A 21570-nucleotide genomic window follows, 5' to 3' on the forward strand; every position below is an offset into this window, starting at 1 on the left:
GTCAAAACAGATGGATTGGCGGCAAATTGTTTTCGATCAATTTCGAATTGACATTTGCAACGAATTTGATTTAACAAAAGAATGACAAAAGAAAATCCGAATTTCATGATCCAGGCGCTGAATCTGGCGCGCCAGGCCGGCCCGGAGACCGATCCGAACCCCCGCGTCGGCTGCGTGCTGGTGGCGCCAGACGGCACGGTGATCGGCGAGGGCCACACCCAACAAGTCGGCGGTCCGCATGCCGAAGTCATGGCGCTGCGCGATGCGGCAGCGCGGGGCAATTCGGTGGCAGGGGCAACTGCCTGGGTCACGCTGGAGCCCTGCTCCCATCACGGCCGCACCGGTCCGTGTTGCGACGCCCTGGTCGCGGCAGGCATCGGCCGGGTCGTGGCGGCGATGGCCGATCCCAATCCGCTGGTCTCGGGCCAGGGTTTCGGGCGGCTGCGCGCAGCAGGCGTTCAGGTCGAGGTGGGGACTGGCGCGGATGAGGCGCGGGAGCTCAACCTCGGCTTCTTCAGCCGCATGGTCCGCAAGACGCCTTGGGTGCGGCTCAAGGCGGCGGCCTCGCTCGACGGCAAGACCGGCCTGCGCAACGGCGTGAGCCAGTGGATCACTTCCGAGCAGGCGCGCACCGACGGCCATGCCTGGCGGGCTCGTGCCAGCGCGGTCCTGACTGGCGTGGGCACGGTGCTGGAAGACGACCCGCGCCTGGACGTACGGCTGGTGCAGACCACCCGGCAGCCGCACGTGGTGGTGATCGACAGCCAACTGCAGACCCCCCCGGATGCGAAGCTCTTCATGCCCGGCCGTGCGGTCTGGATCTACGCCGCGACGCAGGACGCGCAGAAGTCCGCCGCCTTGGAGGCGCGCGGCGCCACGGTCACCTGCCTGCCGAATGCGCAGGGCAAGGTCGACCTGGCGGCGATGCTGAAAGACCTTGCCCGCCGGGAAGTCAACGAATTGCACGTGGAGGCCGGGCACAAGCTCAATGGCTCGCTGCTGCGCGAAGGTCTTGTCGACGAATTGCTGATTTACCTGGCGCCGAAGCTGATCGGCGACGGGCTGGATATCGCTTCCGAAATCCACGCTGGTGGGCCGTTGACGGAATTGACGGGCGCCCTGCCCCTCGAATTCCGCGGCTTAGAGCAGGTCGGTCCCGACCTTCGCATCGTCGCCCGGGTCGCCGGAAGGGACGCCTTCTAGCCCGCCCGCCGCGTGGCCCCTTCGTTCTCTGCGAAAATGGCGGGATGTTCACCGGAATCATCACCGGCGTGGGGCGCATCGCCGCCATCCACGACCTCGGCACCACCTCCTCCCATGGCAAGAGACTCAGCATCGAGGTGCCCGCGGGCTATCTCGACGACGTCGGTCTCGGCGACAGCATCGCGCTCAACGGCGCCTGCATGACGGTCACCACGCTCGCTCCCGAGCGCCAGCAGTTCACCATCGACATCTCGGCCGAATCGCTCGACAAGACCGCCGGCCTGACCGACGAAGGCAGCCGCATCAACCTCGAGAAGGCCCTGCGCGCAAGCGACCGCCTCGGCGGCCACATCGTCTCGGGCCACGTCGACGGAATCGGCAGCGTCAGCCGCTTCGAGCCGGTCGGAGAAAGCTGGGAGCTCCGCGTGGTGGCTCCCGCCGCCCTCGCCCGCTTCCTCGCCTACAAGGGCTCGATCACCATCAACGGCGTGAGCCTCACGGTCAACAGCGTCAGGGACATCGCCGACGGCGCGGAGATCAGCATCAACCTGATCCCGCACACCGTCGAGAACACCTCTCTCGGCGGCCTGAAGGCCGGCTCGAAGGTCAACCTCGAAATCGACACCGTGGCGCGCTACGTGGAGCGCATGCTCCAGGCGGGCGTGCTCGCACCGACTCCATCCAAGGACATCTCCAAATGAACGCCTCCGTCACGCCGATCGGCGCCGCTTCCCGCGCCGCGCGCGCACCAGCCCCGATCTCCTCGGTCGAAGAGATCGTGGCCGAGCTCGCCGCCGGCCGCATGGTGATCCTGGTCGACGAGGAAGACCGCGAGAACGAAGGCGACATCGTCATCGCTGCCGACCACATCACGCCCGAGGCGATCAACTTCATGGCCCGCCATGCGCGCGGCCTGATCTGCCTGACGCTCTCGCGCGAGATGTGCGAGCGTCTGCAGCTGCCGCCGATGGTCCAGCGCAACGGCGCCAAGCACTCCACCGCCTTCACCGTCTCCATCGAGGCGGCCGAGGGCGTGACCACCGGCATCTCTGCCGCCGACCGTGCGCGCACGGTGCAGGCCGCCGTGGCGCCGAATGCCGTGGCCGCCGACCTGGTGCAGCCCGGCCACATCTTCCCGCTGCAGGCGGTGGACGGCGGCGTGCTGATGCGCGCGGGCCATACCGAGGCCGGCTGCGACCTCGCCGCCATGGCCGGCTGCTCGCCCGCCTCGGTGATCTGCGAGGTGATGAACGAAGACGGCACCATGGCCCGCCTGCCCGACCTGCAGGTCTTCGCGGCCGAGCACGGCCTGAAGATCGGCACCATCGCCGCGCTCATCGAGCACCGCAGCCGCGTCGAATCGCTGGTCGAGAAGGTCGGCTGCCGCGAGATCCAGACCGCCTGGGGCAGCTTCACCGCCCACGCCTTCCTCGACAAGCCCAGCAACGGCGTGCACCTCGCGCTGGTGCGCGGCAAGTGGGCGCCCGAAGAGACGGTGTCGGTGCGCGTGCACGAGCCGCTGTCGGTGCTCGACGCGCTCGAGATCAACCGCTCGCTGCACTCCTGGAGCCTCGATGCCAGCCTCTCGCACATCGCGAACGAGGGCAAGGGCGTGGCCGTGCTGCTGAACTGCGGCGAGACCGCCAGCGAGCTGCTCGCGCAGTTCGACGGCACCGCCCGTCCCGCGCAGGCGCCCGAGCGCGGCCGCATGGACCTGCGCAGCTACGGCATCGGCGCACAGATCCTGCGCGAATGCGGCGTGCACAAGATGAACCTGCTGGGCACGCCGCGGCGCATGCCCAGCATGGCAGCGGGCTACGGCCTCGAGATCGCCGGCTACCTCACGAAAGACTGAAGACCATGCAAGGTGCAAACAAGGGAGCGGACGCCAAGCTGCTCAACGGAAAGGGCCTGCGCATCGGCATCGTGCAGGCGCGCTTCAACGCCGACATCACCGACGCGCTGGCCTCGGCCTGCCTCTCGGAGCTCGAGGCGCTGGGCGTGGCCGCCAGCGACATCCACCACGTGCAGGTGCCGGGCGCACTCGAAGTGCCCGTGGCGCTGCAGGCGCTCGCCGAGCGCGGCGGCTACCACGCGCTGGTGGCGCTGGGCTGCATCATCCGCGGCGAGACCTACCACTTCGAACTCGTGGCCAATGAATCGGGCGCGAGCGTGAGCCGCGTGGCGCTCGACTACCGCCTGCCCATCGCCAACGCGATCCTCACCACCGAAAACCTCGAGCAGGCCGTCGCCCGCCAGACCGACAAGGGCCGCGACGCTGCCCGCGTGGCTGTCGAGATGGCGCAACTGCTGGCCACCCTTTCATGACCGAAGACAGCTCCAAGTCCCTCAAGGCCCTAAAGGCCACCGGCGAAAAGCCCAAGCAGTCGCGCGTGGGCCTCACCAGCACCGGTGCGCGCAAGGCTTCGGCCAAGTCGAACCGCACCCGTGCGCGCGAGTTCGCGCTGCAGGCGCTCTACCAGCACCTGGTGGGCCGCAACGACCCGACCGACATCGACCACTTCACGCGCGACCTCGCCGGCTTCCACAAGGCCGACGCGCTGCACTACGACGCGCTGCTGCACGGCTCCATCGAGGGCGCCGAGCAGCTCGACGCGCTGATCCGTCCGCTGCTCGACCGCAAGTTCGAAGAGATCTCGCCGATCGAACATGCCGTGATGTGGATCGGCGTCTACGAATTCCAGAACTGCCCCGACGTGCCCTGGCGCGTGGTGCTCAACGAGTGCATAGAACTCGCCAAGGAATTCGGCGGCACCGACGGCCACAAGTACGTGAATGCCGTGCTCAACGGCCTGGCGCCGCAGCTTCGCCCGCTCGAGGTCGAAGCCGACCGGGCTTCCGGAAAAGCAAGGGCATGAGCGGCGCCGCTCGGCCGACCGCAGGCGCACAGCGCCGCAGCCAGGGGGTGCGATGAGAATTTCCACGCGCGCGCAGCGCATCGAGCCCTTCTACGTGATGGAAGTGGCCAAGGCCGCGGGCGTGCTCGCCCGCGAGGTCGCACACACCGACCGGCCGATGATCTTCCTGAACATCGGCGAGCCCGACTTCACCGCGCCGCCGCTGGTCCAGGAAGCCGCAGCCCGCGCGGTGCGCGCCGGCGCAACGCAGTACACGCAGGCCACCGGCCTCGACCATCTTCGCGAACGCATCAGCGCCTGGTACCGCCAGCGCTTCAACGTGGACGTGCCGGCGCGCCGCATCGTCGTCACCGCAGGTGCCTCCGCCGCGCTGCAGCTGGCCTGCCTGGCGCTGATCGAGTCGGGCGACGAGATCCTGATGCCCGACCCGAGCTACCCGTGCAACCGCCACTTCGTGAGCGCTGCCGAGGGCAAGGCGGTGCTGCTGCCGACCACGGCCGAGGAGCGCTTCCAGCTCACGGCCGCCAAGGTCGAGGCCGCCTGGACCGACAGGACGCGCGGCGTGCTGCTGGCATCGCCCTCGAACCCGACGGGCACCTCCATTGCGCCAGATGAGCTGCGCCGCATCCACGAGGTGGTGTCGAAGCGCGGTGGCATCACGCTGATCGACGAGATCTACCTGGGCCTCTCCTACGACGACGCCTTCGGGCAGACCGCGCTGGCCATCGACGAGAACGTCATCAGCATCAACAGCTTCAGCAAGTACTTCAACATGACCGGCTGGCGCCTGGGCTGGCTGGTGGTGCCCGAAGTGCTGGTGCCCGTGGTCGAGCGGCTGGCGCAGAACCTCTTCATCTGCGCGAGCACCGTGTCGCAGTACGCGGCGCTGGCCTGCTTCGAGGACGAGAGCATCGCCGAGTACGAACGCCGCCGCGCCGAATTCAAGGCGCGTCGCGACTGGTTCATTCCGCAGCTCAATGCGCTGGGCCTGAACGCGCCCGTGGTTCCCGACGGCGCCTTCTACGCCTGGGCCGACTGCACGTCCTTCGCCGAGAAGCTCGGCATCTCGGGCAGCTGGGACTTCGCCTTCGAGACCATGAAGCGCGCGCACGTCGCCGTCACGCCCGGTCGCGACTTCGGCACCGCCGAGACCGCGAAGTTCGTCCGCTTCTCCACCGCCAGCTCGATGGCTCACCTGCAGGAATCCATCGAGCGCCTGCGCGAGATGGCAGAGAACCGGGCGCGATGAGCTACGCGTTTCCGATCCGCGTCTACTGGGAAGACACCGACGCCGGCGGCATCGTTTTCTATGCCAACTACCTGAAGTTCATGGAGCGCGGCCGCACCGAATGGCTGCGCTCGCTGGGCGTGGAGCAGCGCAAGCTGCGCGAGGAGACCGGCGGCCAGTTCGTGGTGAGCGAGACCCAGCTCAAATACCATCGGCCCTCGCGGCTGGACGACGAACTCCTCGTGACTGCCGAACTTCGACAGTTGGGAACTGCCTCGTTGATAATCGGACAACGCGTGCTATCGAAAACAGAGCAGGAGCGAACGGGGGCCTCCGAACCCGTCCTGCTGTGCGAAGGCACGATCCGCATCGGATGGGTGGACGCAGCCACGCTGCGGCCAGCACGCATCCCGAAACAGGTGACGGGAACCCTCGAGCGCTACAGCGGCTCCATGACTCAAACTTTCAAGCCATGAACCAAGACCTTTCCATCATCAATCTCCTGCTCCATGCGAGCTTCGTGGTGCAACTGGTGGTGGCGCTGCTTGTGATCGTATCGATCGCAAGCTGGGCCGCGATCATCCGCAAGTACTTCGCGCTGCGGCGCATGCGCGCCCTCAACGAGGACTTCGAACGCGAGTTCTGGTCGGGCACCAGCCTCAACGAGCTGTTCGCCTCCGCCGCGCAGAACGCCAAGTTCGCCGGCCCCATGGAGCGCATCTTCGCCTCGGGCATGCGCGAGTACCAGAAGCTGCGCGAACGCCACGTCACCGACGCAGGCACCCTGCTCGACGGCGCCCGCCGCGCGATGCGCGCGAGCTTCCAGCGCGAACTGGACGCAGCCGAGCAGAACCTCTCGTTCCTGGCGACCGTCGGCTCCGTCTCACCGTACGTCGGCCTGTTCGGCACGGTCTGGGGCATCATGCACGCCTTCACCGGCCTGGCCGCGCTGGCGCAGGTGACGCTGGCCACCGTGGCCCCCGGCATCGCCGAGGCGCTGGTGGCCACGGCCATCGGTCTCTTCGCCGCCATCCCGGCGGTCGTGGGCTACAACCGCTTCGCCCGCGAGATCGACAAGATCGCCATCGCCCTCGAGACCTACATCGAGGAGTTCTCCAACATCCTGCAGCGCAACCTTTCGGCCAACCCGAACGCGGGCGGTGCATCCTCGGTGGCTCCGGCCAACCGCTGAACGGAGGCGCAGCCCATGCCCGCAGTTTCATCCCGCGGCCGCGGCCGCCGGACGATCAACGAGATCAACATGGTCCCGTTCATCGACGTGATGCTGGTGCTGCTGATCATCTTCATGGTCACCGCACCGCTCATCACGCCGAGCGTGATCAACCTGCCCTCGGTCGACCGCGCCAACAAGCAGCCCGACAAGCCCATCGAGATCGTCATCAAGAGCGAAGACGAAGTGCAGATCAAGAAGGACCCGTCCACCGGCACGGGCGGCACCTCGATCCCCATGACCCAGATCGGTTCTGCCGCCAAGCAGGCCCAGGGCGGCGACGACCAGCGACCGGTGGTCATCAGCGCCGACAAGGCCGTGAAGTACGAAACCGTCGTGAAGGCGATGAACCAGCTCAAGCGCAGCGGCATCGAGCGCGTGGGCCTGTCGGTCACGACCACGGGCGGCAAGTAAGGCATGTCGCTCGCACTGGATCGCCCCGAGTTCGCACCGCCGCCGCAGCGCGGCACGCTGCGTGCCCTGGTGCTGGCGCTCATCGCCCACGGCCTGCTGATCGCGGCGCTGACCTGGGGCGTGCGCTGGCGCAGCGACGCCGACGAAGGCGCGGTCGACGCGGAGTTGTGGTCGTCCACGGTCCAGCAGGCGGCCCCTCGCCTGCAGGCGCCGCCGGCCCCCACCCCGGTTCCCGCGCCGCCGCCGCCCGCCCCTGCGCCGCCGCCTCCTCCGGCTGCGAAGGCGCCAGAGCCCGCTCCTGCACCCAAGGCCCCGGACATCGCCCTCGAACGCGAGAAGAAGCTCAAGGAGCAGAAGGAACAGCAGGAACGCGAGCTCGAACGCCAGCAACAGCAGAAGAAGAAGGAGCTGGAAGCCAAGCAGCGCGCCGAGGAAGAGGCCGAGCGCAAGAAGGAACAGCAGAAGAAGCTGGCCGAGCAGAAGAAGCAGCAGGAGGCTGAAGCCAAGCTGGCCGAGCAGAAGAAGGCCGAAGCTGCCGCGAAACAGGCGGCCGCCGACCGCGCCGCCGCTCTCAAGCGCATGCAGGGCCTGGCCAACGCCACCGGCAGCGACGACTCGCGCGGCACTGCCCAGCGCAGCTCCGGTCCGTCGAGCGGCTATGCCGGCCGCATCGCCGCAGCGGTGCGCCCGAACATCACCTTCCCCGATGCCGACACCGTGAACGGCAACCCGGCAGCGGAGTTCGAGGTGAACCTGGCGCCCGACGGCACCATCGTCGGCGTGAAGCTCAGCAAGTCGAGCGGCCTGCCCGGTTGGGACGACGCTGCCGAGCGCGGCCTGCGCAAGACCGACAAGCTCCCGCGCGACACCGACGGCCGAATCTTCCCGTCGCTGATCGTCACGCTGCGGCCCAAGCGCTGATTTCCCTGCGCCCCTAACGCGCAGCTAAGAAAACGGGGCCCTTCCGGGTGACTTGCACGTCACCCGGAACTCGATAATCAGGGCTCATGACCCCCAACGGCCGCATCCGCTATGGCAGCAGTCCCCTGCTGGCCAGCCCCACCCCCGTGTGGCGCAGCAAGTTCATCGTGGCCAGCGTCGCATTCGGCTTCGTGCTGCTCGCCGGACGCGCGGCCTACGTCCAGATCTTCGCCAACGACTTCTTCCAGCACCAGGGCGAGGTCCGCTACCAGCGCACGCTGGAGCTGCCCGCCAACCGGGGCCGCATCCTCGATAGGCACGGCCTGATCCTGGCATCGGACATTCCCGCTCCCAGCATCTGGGCCATTCCCGAAGACATCGAGCGCAACGACCCGGCCACGCAGGAGAAGCTCAAGCAGGCCGCCAAGCTGCTCGGCATGCCGCAGAAGGACTTCGACAAGAAGCTCGAGGATGAGGACAAGAGCTTCGTCTGGATCAAGCGCCAGGTCGACGAGCCCATCGCCAAGCAGGTCGCGGCGCTCGACATCAAGGGGATCTACCTGCGCCGCGACTACCGCCGGCAGTACCCCGAGGGCGAGGCGGCGGCGCACCTGGCGGGCTTCACCAACGTGGAGGACATCGGCCAGGAAGGCGTCGAGCTGGCCTTCGACCACGAGCTGGCCGGCAAGGCCGGCTCGCGCCACGTGCTGAAGGACCGGCTGGGCCACATCATCGAGGACACCGAGGACCAGGTGCCGCCCACGCCAGGGCACGACATCCAGCTGAGCATCGACGACCAGGTGCAGTTCGTGGCGTACGAGAAGATCCGCGACGCCGTGGTCGCCAACAAGGCGCGCGCCGGCAGCGTGGTCGTGGTCGACGCACAGACCGGCGAGCTGCTGGCGATGGCCAACTACCCGAGCTACGACCCCAACGACCGCCGCAGCCTCACGGGCGAGCAGTTGCGCAACCGCGCGATGACCGACGTGTTCGAGCCCGGCTCGACGATGAAGCCCATCACCGTCGCCACCGCCTTGCAGCTGGGCCGCGTCACGCCCAAGACCATCATCGACACCAACCCGGGGCGCATCACGGTGTCGGGCGCGACCATCCACGACGACGAGAACTTCGGCGTGCTCACGGTCGAGGGGGTGATCCAGAAGTCGAGCAACGTGGGCGCCACCAAGATCTCGCAGCGCATGTCGGCGCAGGAGATGTGGAACTCGCTCACCGCCGTGGGCATCGGCCAGAAGCCGCAGACCGCCTTCCCCGGCGCGGTGACCGGCCGACTGCGCCCGTGGAAGTCATGGCGCCCGATCGAGCAGGCCACCATGTCCTACGGCTACGGGCTGTCGGCCTCGCTCTTCCAGATCGCGCACGCCTACACGGCCTTCGCGCACGACGGCGAGGTGATCCCCATCAGCCTGCTGAAGAACCAGGGGGAGGAGCCTCCAGGCGTGCGGGCGTTCTCGCCGCTGGTCGCCAGCGAGGTGCGCCAGATGATGCACATGGCGGCCGCGCCCGGCGGCACGGCGCCGCTCGCGCAGACGGTGGGCTACTCGGTGGGCGGCAAGACCGGCACTGCGCACAAGCAGGTGGGCAAGGGCTACGCGAGCAACAAGTACCGGGCCTGGTACACGGGCATGTCGCCGATCGACAAGCCGCGCATCATCGTCGCGGTGATGGTCGACGAGCCCAGCGCCGGCAAGTACTTCGGCGGCCTCGTGGCGGCGCCGGTGTTCAGCCAGGTGGTGCAGCAGACGCTGCGCATCATGAACGTGGTGCCCGACCTCGCCGTGACGCCGATGGCGCACTGAGGCCGCCTGGCCGGGACCGGGCTCAGCGCAGCACGCTGAGCCGCTTCACGTCGAGCTCGACCTTGCTGCCGATCAGGTCCTTGTCGAACTCGCCCGTGACCTCCACGCGCACCTTGTCGTCGATCTTCACGCCCGCCGGGAAATGCTTGGCATCGATCTCCGCCTTGATGCGGCCGGTCTCGTCGGCGAAGGTGTAGTGCTCGCCGCCGTCGTGCGACACGATGAAGCCGCGCAGCGTGACGTACTGGTCGTCCTTGCCGGTGTCCAGCAACTGCTTGACCGTCATAGCCGGCACGGTGCTCGGGCCGGCATAGGGCGTGCCTGAGGCGGCGGCAGGCTGGGTGCTCGGGCCGGTGTACTGGGCCGAGGCGGCGAACGGCAATGCCAGGGTCAACGCCAGAGCCGACGCGATGACGAGAGACTGTTTCTTCATGACGGGATCCTCCTTGTGCTTCGCGGTTGAAATGCAGGAGGCATCGTAGTCAGGGCTCCAAAGAGCCCACGCCCGCCGGGCACTTGGCGCCGTGCCGGAAGAAATCAGTCGTAGACGATCAGCGCCTTGCCCGCTTCGGCCTGCGCGGTCCAGCTGGCCAGCGCGGCGTCGGTCGGGAAGAACTTGGCGCGCTCGCCCAGCTGCAGCTCGACCTGCGCGCCGCCGCGCGCCATCGACAGGCGCACCGGCAGGCCCTGGATCAGGTCGCCCACCTCGGTCTGCTCGGTGCGCGGCGGGAAGTCCTTCAGCAGGCGCGCGATGTCGGGCGCCTTGCCGTTCACGGCCACGCGCAGGAACTTGCCGAAGCGGCAGCGCGCCGAGGCCAGGTCCCACACCTGCTGCACCTGGAAGCGCGCCTCGAAGCCGCCGCGCGCGGGCTGCAGCCGGCCGCTGACGATGACCAGCTCGTCGTCCTTCAGCGTGTTGCGGTTGGCGTTGATGAGCGCCTCGTCGGCCGTGGCCTCGATGGAATCGGACTTGTCGTCGAGCTTGAAGATCGCCAGCCGGCCGCGCTGGCCATTGATCACGCGGAAGTCGCTCACGATGCCGGCGATGACCTGCTGGTCGCGGCTGTCGAGCAGGTCGGTGATCTCGCGCTTGCAGAAGCGCCGCACCTCGTGCGAGACCTCGTCGAACAGGTGGCCCGAGAGATAGAAACCGATGGCCGTCTTCTCGAGCGTCAGGCGTTCCTTCACGCCCCAGGGCGTGGCGTCGACGAGATCGGGCTCGGCGGTGGCGGAACCGTGCTCGCAGTCGCCGAAGATGTCGGCCTGCGAGGCATTGGCCGCCGTGGCGTTGGCGAATTCGAAGGCGCGGTCCAGCGAGGCGACCAGCGCCGCGCGGTTCTGCTGGATGGCGTCGAAGGCGCCGGCCTTGATCAGCGCTTCCACCGTGCGCTTGTTGATGCGCTGGCGGTCCACGCGAACGCAGAAGTCGTACAGGCTCTTGAACGGCCCGCCCTCCTCCCGTGCGCGCACCACGGCCTCGACCGCGAGCTGGCCGGTGCCCTTGACAGCGCCGAGGCCGTAGCGGATCACCTTGTTGGTGACCGGCTCGAAGCGGTAGTTGCCGCGGTTCACGTCCGGCGGCTCGAAGGTGATGCCGAAGTTCTTCTGGGCGTCCTCGAACAGCAGCTTGAGCTTGTCCGTGTCGTCCATTTCGACGGTCATGTTGGCGCAGAAGAACTCGGCCGTGTAGTGGACCTTGAGCCAGCCCGTGTGGTACGCCAGCAGCGAGTAGGCGGCAGCGTGCGACTTGTTGAAGCCGTATCCCGCGAACTTCTCCATCAAGTCGAAGATCTCGTCGGCCTTGTCCTGCTCGATGCCGTGGGTCTTGAGGGCGCCCGCGCGGAATTTCTCGCGGTGCTCGGCCATCTCCTCGAGCTTCTTCTTGCCCATCGCGCGGCGCAGCAGGTCGGCGCCGCCGAGCGAGTAGCCGCCCAGGATCTGCGCCGTCTGCATCACCTGCTCCTGGTAGACCATGATCCCGTAGGTCTCGGAGAGCATCTCGGCCACCGCCGGGTGCGGGTACTCCACGTCCTCGCGGCCGTGCTTTCGCGCCACGAAGCTGGGGATCAGGTCCATCGGGCCCGGGCGGTACAGCGCGTTCAGCGCGATCAGGTCTTCCAGGCGCGTCGGGCGCGCGTCCTTCAGCATGCCCTGCATGCCGCGACTTTCAAACTGGAACACGGCTTCGGTCTTGCCGTCGGAGAAGAGCCGGTAGGTGGCCGCGTCGTTCAGCGGGATGTTCTCGAACGCGAAGTTCTCCTGGCCCTTGTGGCGCTTCATGATGAACTCGCGCGCGATCTCCAGGATCGTGAGCGTCGCCAGGCCCAGGAAGTCGAACTTCACGAGGCCGATGGCCTCCACGTCGTCCTTGTCGTACTGGCTCACGGCCGACTCGCTGCCGGGCTGCTGGTAGAGCGGGCAGAAGTCGGTGAGCTTGCCCGGGGCGATGAGCACGCCGCCGGCGTGCATGCCGATGTTGCGGGTCATGCCTTCGAGCTTCTGCGCGAGCTCGACCAGCATCCTGACTTCTTCTTCCTTCTCGATGCGCTCCGCGAGCTGCGGCTCCATCTCGATGGCGTAGTTGTTCTTGTCGCCCTCGATCTTCTTCTCGGGCGGATACTGCAGCGTGACCGACATGCCGGGCTTGTTCGGGATCAGCTTGCTGATGCCGTCGCAGAACATGTAGCTCATGTCGAGCACGCGGCCCACGTCGCGGATGGCCGCGCGCGCGGCCATGGTGCCGAAGGTGGCGATCTGGCTCACGGCGTTGCGGCCGTACTTGTCCTTCACGTAGTCGATGACGCGGTCGCGGTTGCCCTGGCAGAAGTCGATGTCGAAGTCGGGCATCGAGACGCGCTCGGGGTTCAGGAAGCGTTCGAACAGCAGCTTGTATTCGAGCGGGTCGAGGTCGGTGATCTTCAGCGCGTAGGCCACGAGCGAACCCGCACCCGAGCCCCGGCCCGGGCCCACCGGACAGCCGTTGTTCTTGGCCCACTGGATGAAGTCGCCCACGATCAGGAAGTAGCCCGGGAACCCCATCTTCAGGATGGTGTTGATCTCGAACTCCAGCCGCTCCACGTAGCGCGGGCGCTCGGCGTCGCGCTTGGCCTCGTCGGGATACAGGTGATTCAGGCGCAGCTCCAGGCCGGCGAAGGACTCCTGGCGGAAGAAGTCGTCGATCGGCATGCGCACGCCTTCTGCGACGAAGGGCGTCGGGAAGTCGGGCAGCTGCGGCTTGCCCAGCACCAGCGTGAGGTTGCAGCGCTTGGCGATCTCGACCGTGTTGGCCAGGGCGCTGGGCACGTCGGCGAACAGCGCCTTCATCTCCGCGCTCGACTTGAAGTACTGCTCCTCGGTGAAGCGGCGCACGCGGCGCGGATTGCCGAGGATCTCGCCTTCGGAGATGCACACGCGCGCCTCGTGCGCCTCGTAGTCCTCCCGCGCGGCGAACTGCACGGGGTGCGTGGCGACCACCGGCAGGTGCAGCCGGGCCGCGAGCTGCACGGCGGCAACCACGTGAGGCTCGTCCTCCGGACGGCCCGCGCGCTGCAGCTCGATGTAGAAGCGGTGCGGGAAGATGCCTGCCAGCTGCAGCGCCAGCTCCGCCGCGCGCTCGCCCTGCCCCTGCAGCAGCGGCTGCCCCAGCGGGCCCGCCTGCGCGCCCGACAGCGCGATCAGCCCGCCCGAAAGCTCCTGCAGCCATTCGAGCTTGCAGGCCGCCTGCGACTGGCCGCGGCCCACGTTCTGCGTCCAGGCCCGCGCCAGCAGTTCGGACAGGTTGAGGTAGCCCTCCATGTTCTGGACCAGCAGCACGATGCGGGTCAGAGCGCCGGGCTCCTTGCCCAGCCCGTCGACGAAGACTTCGGCGCCGACGATCGGCTTGACGCCCTTGCCGCGCCCCTGCTTGTAGAACTTGACGGCCCCGAACAGGTTGTTCAGGTCGGTGATGGCCAGCGCGGGCTGCTTGTCGGCAGCGGCGGCCTTGACGACATCGTCGATTCGGGTGGTGCCGTCGACGACGGAGAACTCGGTGTGCAGGCGCAGGTGAACAAACATGCCTGCATTGTAGAAAGCAGGCCCTCCACGATGTGGGTTGGCAATCCCTGAAACCGCCCTCCGCGGCGCCCCGCGGGAGCCCGGCAGAGGCCCCGCACCCGGGCGATATTCCGGCGGCACCTAAAATCCCGCCCCGTGCAAGAGATTTTGAATATCGCGGCCTACAAGTTCGTGGCCATCGACGACGGCCCCGCGCTGCGCGAGGACCTGCGCGCCCGCACCCAGGCCCTGGGGCTCATGGGCACCATCCTGGTGGCGCCCGAAGGTATCAACATGTTCCTGGCCGGAGCGGCCGACAACGTGCGGGCCTTCCTGGCGCATCTGCGTGCCGACGCCCGCTTCGCGGACCTCGAGGCCAAGGAAAGCTGGTCTGCCGCGCAGCCGTTCCGCCGCATGCTGGTGAAGCTCAAGCGCGAGATCATCCGCATGGATCACCCCGCCATCCGCCCCGCCGCCGGCCGTGCGCCCGGCGTGGACGCGCCGACGCTCAAGCGCTGGCTCGACCAGGGCCATGACGACGAGGGCCGCGAGATCGCCCTGCTCGACACCCGCAACGCCTTCGAGGTCGACTACGGCAGCTTCGAGGGCGCCATCGACTGGCGCATCGGCAAGTTCACCGAGTTCCCGCCCGCCCTGCGCGCGCACCGCGACGAGTTCAAGGGCAAGACGGTGGTGAGCTTCTGCACCGGCGGCATCCGCTGCGAGAAGGCGGCCATCCTGATGCACGAGGAAGGCGTCGAGAACGTGCTGCAGCTCGAAGGCGGCATCCTCAAGTACTTCGAGGAAGTCGGCGGCGCGCACTACAAGGGCGACTGCTTCGTCTTCGACGGCCGCGAAGCACTGGCGCCCGACCTGAGCGCGCGCTCGGCACGCGCCAGCGCCCGGGCATCCGAAGACCCCGACCTCGCCATAAAGCAGTAACCGCGGCGACGACGAGACCCACAGGCTCCCCATGCGCATCCTCCTGGTGGAAGACGAACTGGACATGGCCTCGTGGCTGGTCCGCGCGCTCACGCAGAGCGGCTTCGTGCCCGACCACGCGCCCGACGCACGCACCGCCGAGGCCTTCATGGCCGGCACCGAATACGACGCCATCGTTCTCGACCTTCGCCTGCCAGACAAGCATGGCCTGAGCGTGCTGGCCGACATGCGGGCCGCCGACGACCGCACGCCGGTGCTGATCCTCACCGCGCAGGGCGCGCTGCAGGACCGGGTGCGCGGCCTGAACCTCGGCGCCGACGACTTCCTCACCAAGCCCTTCGAGCTGGAGGAGCTCGAGGCGCGGCTCTCGGCGCTGGTGCGGCGCAGCCGCGGCAAGCAGCACCCGCGCCTGCAATGCGCCTCGCTCTCCTACGACAGCCAGAGCCGCGCCTTCACGCTGCGCGGCACGCTGCTGTCGCTCACGCCGCGCGAGCAGGCCGCGCTCACCGCCCTGCTGCTGCGCAGCGGCTCCCCGGTGGGCAAGTCGCAGCTCTTCGCCAAGGTGTTCACCAACGACAGCACCGCCGGCCCCGACGCCATCGAGGTGGTGCTGCACCGGCTGCGCCGCAAGCTCGCGGACAGCGACGTGCGCATCGTCACCGTGCGCGGCCTGGGCTACATGCTGGAGAGCATCGCCGATGGAACCTCAGCCCCAGTCCGCAGCGAATTCCCCGGCGCACACGACTGAGCAGCAGCATCGGCAGCAACAGCCGCAGCGCTTAGGCATCCGCGCGCGCCTGCTGGCGCTGCTGCTGCCGGGCCTGGTCGTGCTGCTGGCGCTGGACAGCTGGAACGACTACCGCGCGCTGACCGACTCGCTCGTGGTCGCCTACGACCAGAGCCTGCTGGAGCCGGTGCAGGCCCTGGCCAACGGCATCGTGGTGGCCAGCGACGGCAGCGTGCGCGTGCAGGAACCCTTCTCGATCCAGGCGATGTTCGAGTCCACCCGGCTGCGCTACAAGTACCTGCACGTCGGCGTGCAGCGCATTCCCAAGGGCGAGACGCTGGACGTGAACTCGCCCGAGACCACCCTCATGGGCGTGCCCGGCCTGCCGCGCCCGGCGCATCGCCCGCCCGACGGCACTCCCGTGTTCTACGACGCGGTCTACCAGCAGCACCCGGTGCGCGTGGCCGCGCTGCGCCAGACGGTGTACGACAACGTCCATCCCGGCGCGGCCTACAGCGTGCTCATCCAGGCGGCAGAGGGCACCGGCCCGCGCACAGAGGCGCAGGCCGAGACGCTGCGCCAGGAGTTCCTGCGCGACACGCGCATGGTGGTGGTGATGGCGCTGCTGGTGTGGCTGGGCGTGGCCTGGACGCTGCGCCCGCTGGAGCGCCTGCGCCGCTCGCTGCGCGAGCGCCCGCGCGACGACCTCACGCCGCTGGACGCCGGCGGCGTCCCCCACGAGGTGGCGCCGCTGGTCGACGCGGTCAACCACCACATCGCCGGCCACCGGCGCCTGGTGGCGGAGCAGTCGCAGTTCCTCGCCGATGCCTCGCACCAGCTGCGCACGCCGCTGAGCATCCTGTCGATCCAGGCCGGCTACGCGGTGCGCGAGACCGACCCGGCGCGCATGCGCGAATCGCTGCACGCGATCGTCGCGCAGCTCGCACGCACGCGCCGCCTGAGCGAACAGCTGCTGGCGCTGGCCCATGCCACCGCGGGCGACGAAGCCGCGCCGGCCGGCGCCGCGGTGGCCGATCTCAACGCCATCGCGCGCGGCGTGGTGCTGCAGTACCTGCCGCTCGCGCGAGAGAACGACCAGGACCTCGGCTGGGTCGACGCGCGCGGCGACATCGGCACGGAAGAAGCAGACGGCACGGACCGATCAAGCGACGACGAAGGAGAGGCTCCCGTGCTGCCCGTGGCCGCCAACGCGGCCGAACTGCACGAGGTGCTTTCCAACCTCGTGCACAACGCCATCAAGTACACGCCGCGCGGCGGCAATATCACCGTGACCGTGCGGCGCGATGCCACGCATGCGCTGGCCGAGGTCTGCGACAGCGGACCCGGCATCGCGCCCGAGCGGCGCGAGAGCGTGTTCGAGCGCTTCCATCGCGACAGCTCCACCACCACGGGTCCGGCGCAAGGCGCGGGACTGGGCCTCGCCATCGCGCGCGGCTACGCGCGGCGCAACGGCGGCGAGATCGAACTATCGAACGCCGACACACCAGAGCGCCCCAACGGCGGCGGACTGCGCGCGACGCTCAGGCTGCCGGTGCTCGCTCCGCGAGACCGCTGAAGGCCTTGCAGAGGCCGTTTCCGCAAGGGTTTCACCCGATACACCGGTACGTGATTACACGTATTTTGCGGCCCGCAAGGCCGTGAAGGCCTCCTCCGAAAGGGGACTGAAAGCCCCGCTTCCTAGACTGCGCTCCTTCCAGATGAAGGAGACATATGCAGCACCAGCTCGGTGAAGAAACGGCCTCGCACGCGCCCCGGCCCGCTTCGAAATTCAAGAAGGACTACTACGGCGGCGCCCTGCTGATCGTCGTCGGGCTGGCAGCCGTCTATGCCGGCGTCGGCTACCGCGTGGGCGAGCTCGCGCACATGGGGCCGGGTTTCTTCCCTGTCGCCCTCGGCGCCCTGCTGGCACTCACCGGCCTGCTGATCGCGGTGTCCGCACGCGGCGACAAGTCCGGCGGCGGCGCGAGCGAGGAAGCGGCCTCGCACGGCCACCCGGGCGGCATGCCCGACCTGCGCGGCGGCATCTGCATCATCCTCGGCATCCTCGCCTTCCTGCTCTTCGGCGAATACGGCGGACTGCTGCCCGCGACTTTCGCGATCGTGTTCATCTCGGCGCTCGGCGACCGCGACAACACGCTGACCGAGGCGCTGCTGCTTTCGCTTGCGATGTGCTTCATCGCAGTGGTCGTGTTCTGGTGGGCGCTGAAGCTGCAGCTGCCCCTCTTCCAGTGGGGAGGCTGAAGCCATGATCGGTCAATCGCTCCACGACCTCTGGTACGGCTTCGGCGTGGCCTTCCAGGGCTCGAACCTGATGTGGTCCTTCTTCGGCGTGCTGGTGGGCAACCTCATCGGCGTGCTGCCGGGCATGGGCGCGCTGCAGGCCATCTCGATCCTGCTGCCGCTCACCTACGTGATGCATCCGGTGCCCGCCATCCTGATGCTGGCCGGCATCTTCTACGGCTCGCAGTACGGCGGCGCCATCGGCGCCATCCTGATGAACATGCCCTCGCATCCGCCGCACGCGGTGACCTGTCTCGACGGGTATCCGATGACCAAGCAGGGCAAGGGAGGCGTCGCGCTGGGCGTGACGATGATCGCCTCGTTCTTCGCGGCCTCCGTCGGCATCATCGTGATGATCTTCGCCTCGCCGCTGCTGGTGCAGATCGCGTTCAAGTTCGGCCCGACCGAGATCTTCTCGATCATGCTGCTGGGCCTGCTGGCCGGCTCCACCATGTCGCGCGGCTCGCCGCTCAAGGGCGTGGCGATGACGCTCTTCGGCCTGCTGTGCGGCGTGGTCGGCACCGACGTGAACAGCGGCAGTTTCCGCTTCGCGTTCGGCCTGCCGGAGCTGAGCGACGGCCTCGAACTGGTGGCGATCTCGATGGGGCTGTTCGGCGTGGCCGACTTCCTGCTGAACGTGAACCGCATGAAGGCCATCGGCGACACCGGCACGCTCAAGCTCAGCGACATGCGCCCGAGCAAGGAAGAGCTCAAGCGCGCCTTCCCCGCGATGATCCGCGGCACGCTGGTGGGCACGGTGTTCGGCGCGATGCCCGGCACGGGCCCGACCATCACCACCTTCATCGCCTACGCGCTGGAGCGCAAGGTGTCGAAGACGCCCAACAAGTTCGGCACCGGCATGATCGAAGGCGTGGCCGGCCCCGAGGCCTCGGCCCACTCGAAGACGCAGGTCGACTTCATACCGACGATGAGCCTGGGCATTCCCGGCGACGCGGTGATGGCGCTGATCCTCGGTGCGCTGCTGATCCAGGGCATCCAGCCCGGTCCGCAGCTCATCACCGAGCACCCGGACATCTTCTGGGGCCTGATCGCCTCGTTCTGGATCGGCAACGTGATCCTCGTGATCCTGAACGTCCCGATGATCGGCGTGTGGGTGAAGCTCCTGAAGGTGCCCTACAAGTACCTGTTCCCGGCCGCGATGTTCTTCATTGCGACCGGCGTGTACAGCACGCAGAACAGCCTCTTCCAGATCTGGGAAGTGCTGGTGTTCGGCATCGTCGGCGCGGTGCTGATGACGCTGGAGTTCTCGGTCGCGCCGATCCTGCTGGGCTTCGTGCTCGGGCCGATGGTGGAGGAGAACTTCCGCCGCGCGCTGCTGCTGTCGCGCGGCGACATGTCGGTGTTCGTGACGCGGCCGATCAGCGCCACCTTCATCGGCTTGTGCGCGCTGCTGCTGCTGGGCGTGAGCTACTCCGCATGGCGCGGCCGCGGCAGCCGCAAGGCCGTGCTCGAGCTGCCGAAGGCGCCCGAGGGCGCACCGCCTGCAGAGAGCCTGACGATCGGCGGCAAGTAGGCAGCCCGGCAGGAAAACGAAAGGCCCGCATCGCGGGCCTTTCTTCTTTGGCGTTTACCTCCGCATGCCTGCCGAGGCTCAGACCGGCGTGGTGCCCGTATCGGGCTCGCGCACGCCGAAGGGCTTGCCGGGCAGCGGGATGAACTCGGTCTCGCCCGGCACATGGCCCATACGTTGCGCTGCCCAGTCGGCGCCGGCTTCGAGGATGCGCTCGCGGCTGCTGGAGACGAAGTTCCAGGTGATGTAGCGCGGGCCGTCCAGCGGCTCGCCGCCGATCACCACGAGGCGCACGGCGGCGTCGGCAGTGATGGTGCCACCCTGCCCGTGCGGCAGCACGGCCATGGTGTGGACCTCGACCGGCTCGCCATTCACCGCAAGGTCGGCATCGACCGCGTAGACGGCCAGCTCGGGCGCCAGCGCGGGCAGCTCGAAGCGCCCGCCTGCCGGCAGCGCGATGTCGAGGTACACGGTCTGCGAAAGCGTCTTCACCGGCGAGCGGGCGCCGAAGGCCTCGCCCACCAGAACGCGCACCGCCGCGCCCTGCTGCGTCAGTTCGGGAATCGCGTCGGCCGGGGTGTGCTCGAAGCTGGGCTCGATTTCTTCGTGCGCCTGCGGCAGCGCGGCCCACAGCTGCAGGCCGTGGTTCACGTAGGTGTCGGCCTTCAGGCGCTCTGGCTTGCGCTCGGAGTGCACGATGCCGCGGCCGGCGGTCATCCAGTTGATGGCGCCGGGCAGGATCTCCTGCACGCTGCCGAGGCTGTCGCGATGCATCATCGCGCCCTTGAAGAGATAGGTGACCGTCGAGAGGCCGATGTGCGGGTGCGGACGCACGTCATGCTCGCTGCCCGGCTGCTCGGTGGCCGGGCCGAAGTGGTCGAAGAACACGAAGGGACCGACCGAGCGCTGCTGCGCCGCGGGCAGCAGCCTTCTCACCTTGAAGCCGCCTCCGAGGTCCTTGTCGTGCGGCTTGAGCAGTCGGGTTTCGGGGGTGGCGTCGGTCATCGTGTTTCTCCGTGAGTGATTGATCGGCTTCGTTCGTCGCATCCAGTTCGCGGAACACCGCGCAACCGGCGTTGCCGGGCCGCCGGTGCTGCCCCCTGCGAGGGGGTTGGCGCAGCGGCACGAAGTGCGCGAAGCCCGGGGGCGAGTTCTAGCCCCGCGATCTTGCCACCGTGGCGATGCGCTCGCCGAAGGCGCGGGCGGTGTCGAAGTCGCCCTTGGACATCTCGGCCGGGCTGGCGTCCGAAGGTGCCTGCGTCAGCAGGCCGCCGTAGCCGCCCACGTAGTTCAACGAGTCGCGCGTGGCCGCCTTGTTGTTGCTCGGCAGGATGCCCATGCTGACCCAGATGCCGCTGTGCTGCATCGCCAGCGTCCACAGGTAGTTCAGGGTCGTGACCTTGTCGCCGTTCATGGTGGCGCTGTTGGTGAAGCCGGCGAAGAGCTTGTCCTTCCAGCCCTGCGTGAACCAGACCTTCGACGAGGCGTCGGCGAACTTCTTGAACTGCCAGCTCACGCCGCCCATGTAGGTCGGCGAGCCGAAGACGATCGCGTCGGCCGCGGCCAGCAGCTCCCAGCCGCCTTCGGGCAGGTTGCCGTCCGCGTCGATGGCGAGCAGCTGCGCGCCCGCGCCGTCGGCGACGGCCTGCGCCACGCGTTGGGTGTGGCCGTAGCCGGAATGGAAGACGACGACGATGTTTGCCATTTTTGGAACTCCTGAATGAAAAAGGAAGGGAGGCGGTCTCTTCGCGGAACACCGAGGAACCGGCTCTGCCGGGCCTCAGGTGTTGCCCCCGGCGAGGGGGCGGCGAAGCGACACGAGGTGCGCGAAGCCTGGGGGAAAGCTTACTTTTTGTCGATGCTGAAGCGTCCAGGACCGAAGGCGGCGAGCGCGAGCAGGCCGCCGGCGATGGCGATGTTCTTGTTGAAGTTGATCTGCTGCATCATCTTCATCGCATCGGGTGCCGACCAGTACTTGTGGAAGAACAGCGCGGTCGCGATGCTGAAGATCGCCATCACGATCGCGGTCCAGCGGGTCTTGAAGCCCAGCAGCAGCGCGATGCCCAGGCCCAGCTCCACGATGATCGCGATGACCGCGCCCACCTCGGGCAGCGGCAGGCCGACGGACGTGATGTAGCCGACGGTGCCGCTGAAGCCCATGAGCTTGCCGATGCCGGCCGGAATGAACAGGTAGGCGATCAGGATGCGGCCGATGAGGGCCAGCGTGTCCTGCGCGGGGTTGGGTGCGGTGTTTGCGGTTGCCATGGTTGAGAACTCCTCGGTTGTTGACTGGACTGGAAAAAAGACACGGGTGAAAAAAAGCCGGGCGGCCAGCGCCCGG

The 21570-nt window shown here is 68.0% G+C and carries 21 protein-coding genes; 16 read left to right on the plus strand and 5 right to left on the minus strand.

Annotation, left to right across the window (positions count from 1 at the left end; all coding sequences use genetic code 11):
* The first annotated feature begins 81 nt into the window (after positions 1-81).
* The 11 genes from ribD to FHY06_RS05545 all read left to right on the plus strand — a co-directional run bounded on the left by ribD (position 82) and on the right by FHY06_RS05545 (position 9693).
* Entirely contained in the window at positions 82-1203 is a 1122-nt protein-coding gene (ribD, locus tag FHY06_RS05495) for a bifunctional diaminohydroxyphosphoribosylaminopyrimidine deaminase/5-amino-6-(5-phosphoribosylamino)uracil reductase RibD (RefSeq protein WP_184603755.1), read from the plus strand.
* A gap of 44 nt (positions 1204-1247) precedes the next feature.
* Positions 1248-1904: a riboflavin synthase gene (locus tag FHY06_RS05500; protein WP_019652198.1), complete on the plus strand. Its 657-nt coding sequence runs from the start codon at positions 1248-1250 to the stop codon at positions 1902-1904.
* Positions 1901-3058, plus strand: a complete 1158-nt coding sequence (gene ribBA / locus FHY06_RS05505) for a bifunctional 3,4-dihydroxy-2-butanone-4-phosphate synthase/GTP cyclohydrolase II (protein ID WP_019652197.1) — start codon at positions 1901-1903, stop codon at positions 3056-3058. The genes FHY06_RS05500 and ribBA overlap by 4 nt, the downstream gene beginning before the upstream one ends.
* Before the next feature lie 5 nt (positions 3059-3063).
* Entirely contained in the window at positions 3064-3531 is a 468-nt protein-coding gene (ribH, locus tag FHY06_RS05510) for a 6,7-dimethyl-8-ribityllumazine synthase (protein ID WP_019652196.1), read from the plus strand.
* Entirely contained in the window at positions 3528-4082 is a 555-nt protein-coding gene (nusB, locus tag FHY06_RS05515; protein WP_019652195.1) for a transcription antitermination factor NusB, read from the plus strand. Before ribH ends, nusB begins: the two co-directional genes overlap by 4 nt.
* A gap of 52 nt (positions 4083-4134) precedes the next feature.
* Positions 4135-5331, plus strand: coding sequence for a pyridoxal phosphate-dependent aminotransferase (locus FHY06_RS05520; protein WP_184603756.1), 1197 nt, complete (start codon positions 4135-4137; stop codon positions 5329-5331).
* A complete protein-coding gene (gene ybgC, locus FHY06_RS05525; protein ID WP_019652193.1) occupies positions 5328-5786 on the plus strand; it encodes a tol-pal system-associated acyl-CoA thioesterase in 459 nt (152 codons plus the stop codon). Before FHY06_RS05520 ends, ybgC begins: the two co-directional genes overlap by 4 nt.
* Positions 5783-6502 (plus strand): protein TolQ, encoded by a 720-nt coding sequence (gene tolQ, locus FHY06_RS05530; protein ID WP_019652192.1) that lies wholly within the window; start codon positions 5783-5785, stop codon positions 6500-6502. Before ybgC ends, tolQ begins: the two co-directional genes overlap by 4 nt.
* 15 nt (positions 6503-6517) lie before the next feature.
* Complete coding sequence (locus tag FHY06_RS05535) at positions 6518-6955, plus strand: ExbD/TolR family protein (RefSeq protein ID WP_126182081.1); 438 nt, start codon at positions 6518-6520, stop codon at positions 6953-6955.
* 3 nt (positions 6956-6958) lie between these two features.
* Positions 6959-7876, plus strand: a complete 918-nt coding sequence (locus tag FHY06_RS05540; protein ID WP_019652190.1) for a cell envelope integrity protein TolA — start codon at positions 6959-6961, stop codon at positions 7874-7876.
* Between the two features lie 86 nt (positions 7877-7962).
* The gene (locus FHY06_RS05545; protein WP_184603757.1) at positions 7963-9693 is read left to right on the plus strand and encodes a peptidoglycan D,D-transpeptidase FtsI family protein; all 1731 of its coding nucleotides are present in this window, start codon (positions 7963-7965) and stop codon (positions 9691-9693) included.
* Positions 9694-9715: 22 nt separating this feature from the next.
* Here the strand turns inward: FHY06_RS05545 and FHY06_RS05550 are convergent, their stop codons facing one another.
* Positions 9716-10126 carry a YgiW/YdeI family stress tolerance OB fold protein gene (locus FHY06_RS05550; protein WP_145758647.1) on the minus strand — a complete coding sequence of 137 codons (411 nt, stop codon included), beginning with the start codon at positions 10124-10126 and terminating at the stop codon, positions 9716-9718.
* Between the two features lie 104 nt (positions 10127-10230).
* Positions 10231-13749, minus strand: coding sequence for a DNA polymerase III subunit alpha (gene dnaE / locus FHY06_RS05555; RefSeq protein ID WP_019652187.1), 3519 nt, complete (start codon positions 13747-13749; stop codon positions 10231-10233).
* Between the two features lie 135 nt (positions 13750-13884).
* Here dnaE and FHY06_RS05560 point away from each other — a divergent pair, with 135 nt between their 5' ends.
* From FHY06_RS05560 to FHY06_RS05580, 5 genes are all read left to right on the plus strand, one after another.
* Positions 13885-14670, plus strand: a complete 786-nt coding sequence (locus FHY06_RS05560; protein ID WP_184603758.1) for a sulfurtransferase — start codon at positions 13885-13887, stop codon at positions 14668-14670.
* A 31-nt stretch (positions 14671-14701) separates the two neighbouring features.
* Positions 14702-15418, plus strand: coding sequence for a response regulator (locus FHY06_RS05565; RefSeq protein ID WP_019652185.1), 717 nt, complete (start codon positions 14702-14704; stop codon positions 15416-15418).
* On the plus strand, positions 15369-16973 hold the full coding sequence (locus FHY06_RS05570; RefSeq protein ID WP_184603759.1) for a sensor histidine kinase: 1605 nt from the start codon (positions 15369-15371) through the stop codon (positions 16971-16973). Before FHY06_RS05565 ends, FHY06_RS05570 begins: the two co-directional genes overlap by 50 nt.
* Positions 16974-17128: 155 nt before the next feature.
* The gene (locus FHY06_RS05575; RefSeq protein WP_184603760.1) at positions 17129-17659 is read left to right on the plus strand and encodes a tripartite tricarboxylate transporter TctB family protein; all 531 of its coding nucleotides are present in this window, start codon (positions 17129-17131) and stop codon (positions 17657-17659) included.
* 4 nt (positions 17660-17663) lie between these two features.
* Positions 17664-19232, plus strand: a complete 1569-nt coding sequence (locus tag FHY06_RS05580) for a tripartite tricarboxylate transporter permease (RefSeq protein ID WP_019652182.1) — start codon at positions 17664-17666, stop codon at positions 19230-19232.
* Between the two features lie 78 nt (positions 19233-19310).
* Here the strand turns inward: FHY06_RS05580 and FHY06_RS05585 are convergent, their stop codons facing one another.
* From FHY06_RS05585 to FHY06_RS05595, 3 genes are all read right to left on the minus strand, one after another.
* Positions 19311-20234 carry a pirin family protein gene (locus FHY06_RS05585; RefSeq protein ID WP_019652181.1) on the minus strand — a complete coding sequence of 308 codons (924 nt, stop codon included), beginning with the start codon at positions 20232-20234 and terminating at the stop codon, positions 19311-19313.
* A 148-nt stretch (positions 20235-20382) separates the two neighbouring features.
* Complete coding sequence (locus FHY06_RS05590) at positions 20383-20934, minus strand: flavodoxin family protein (protein WP_019652180.1); 552 nt, start codon at positions 20932-20934, stop codon at positions 20383-20385.
* A gap of 140 nt (positions 20935-21074) precedes the next feature.
* Positions 21075-21494, minus strand: coding sequence for a DoxX family protein (locus tag FHY06_RS05595; protein WP_019652179.1), 420 nt, complete (start codon positions 21492-21494; stop codon positions 21075-21077).
* Positions 21495-21570: the final 76 nt, after the last annotated feature.

This window comes from Variovorax atrisoli (genome assembly GCF_014195185.1).
Classification (GTDB): Bacteria; Pseudomonadota; Gammaproteobacteria; order Burkholderiales; family Burkholderiaceae_C; genus Variovorax; species Variovorax atrisoli.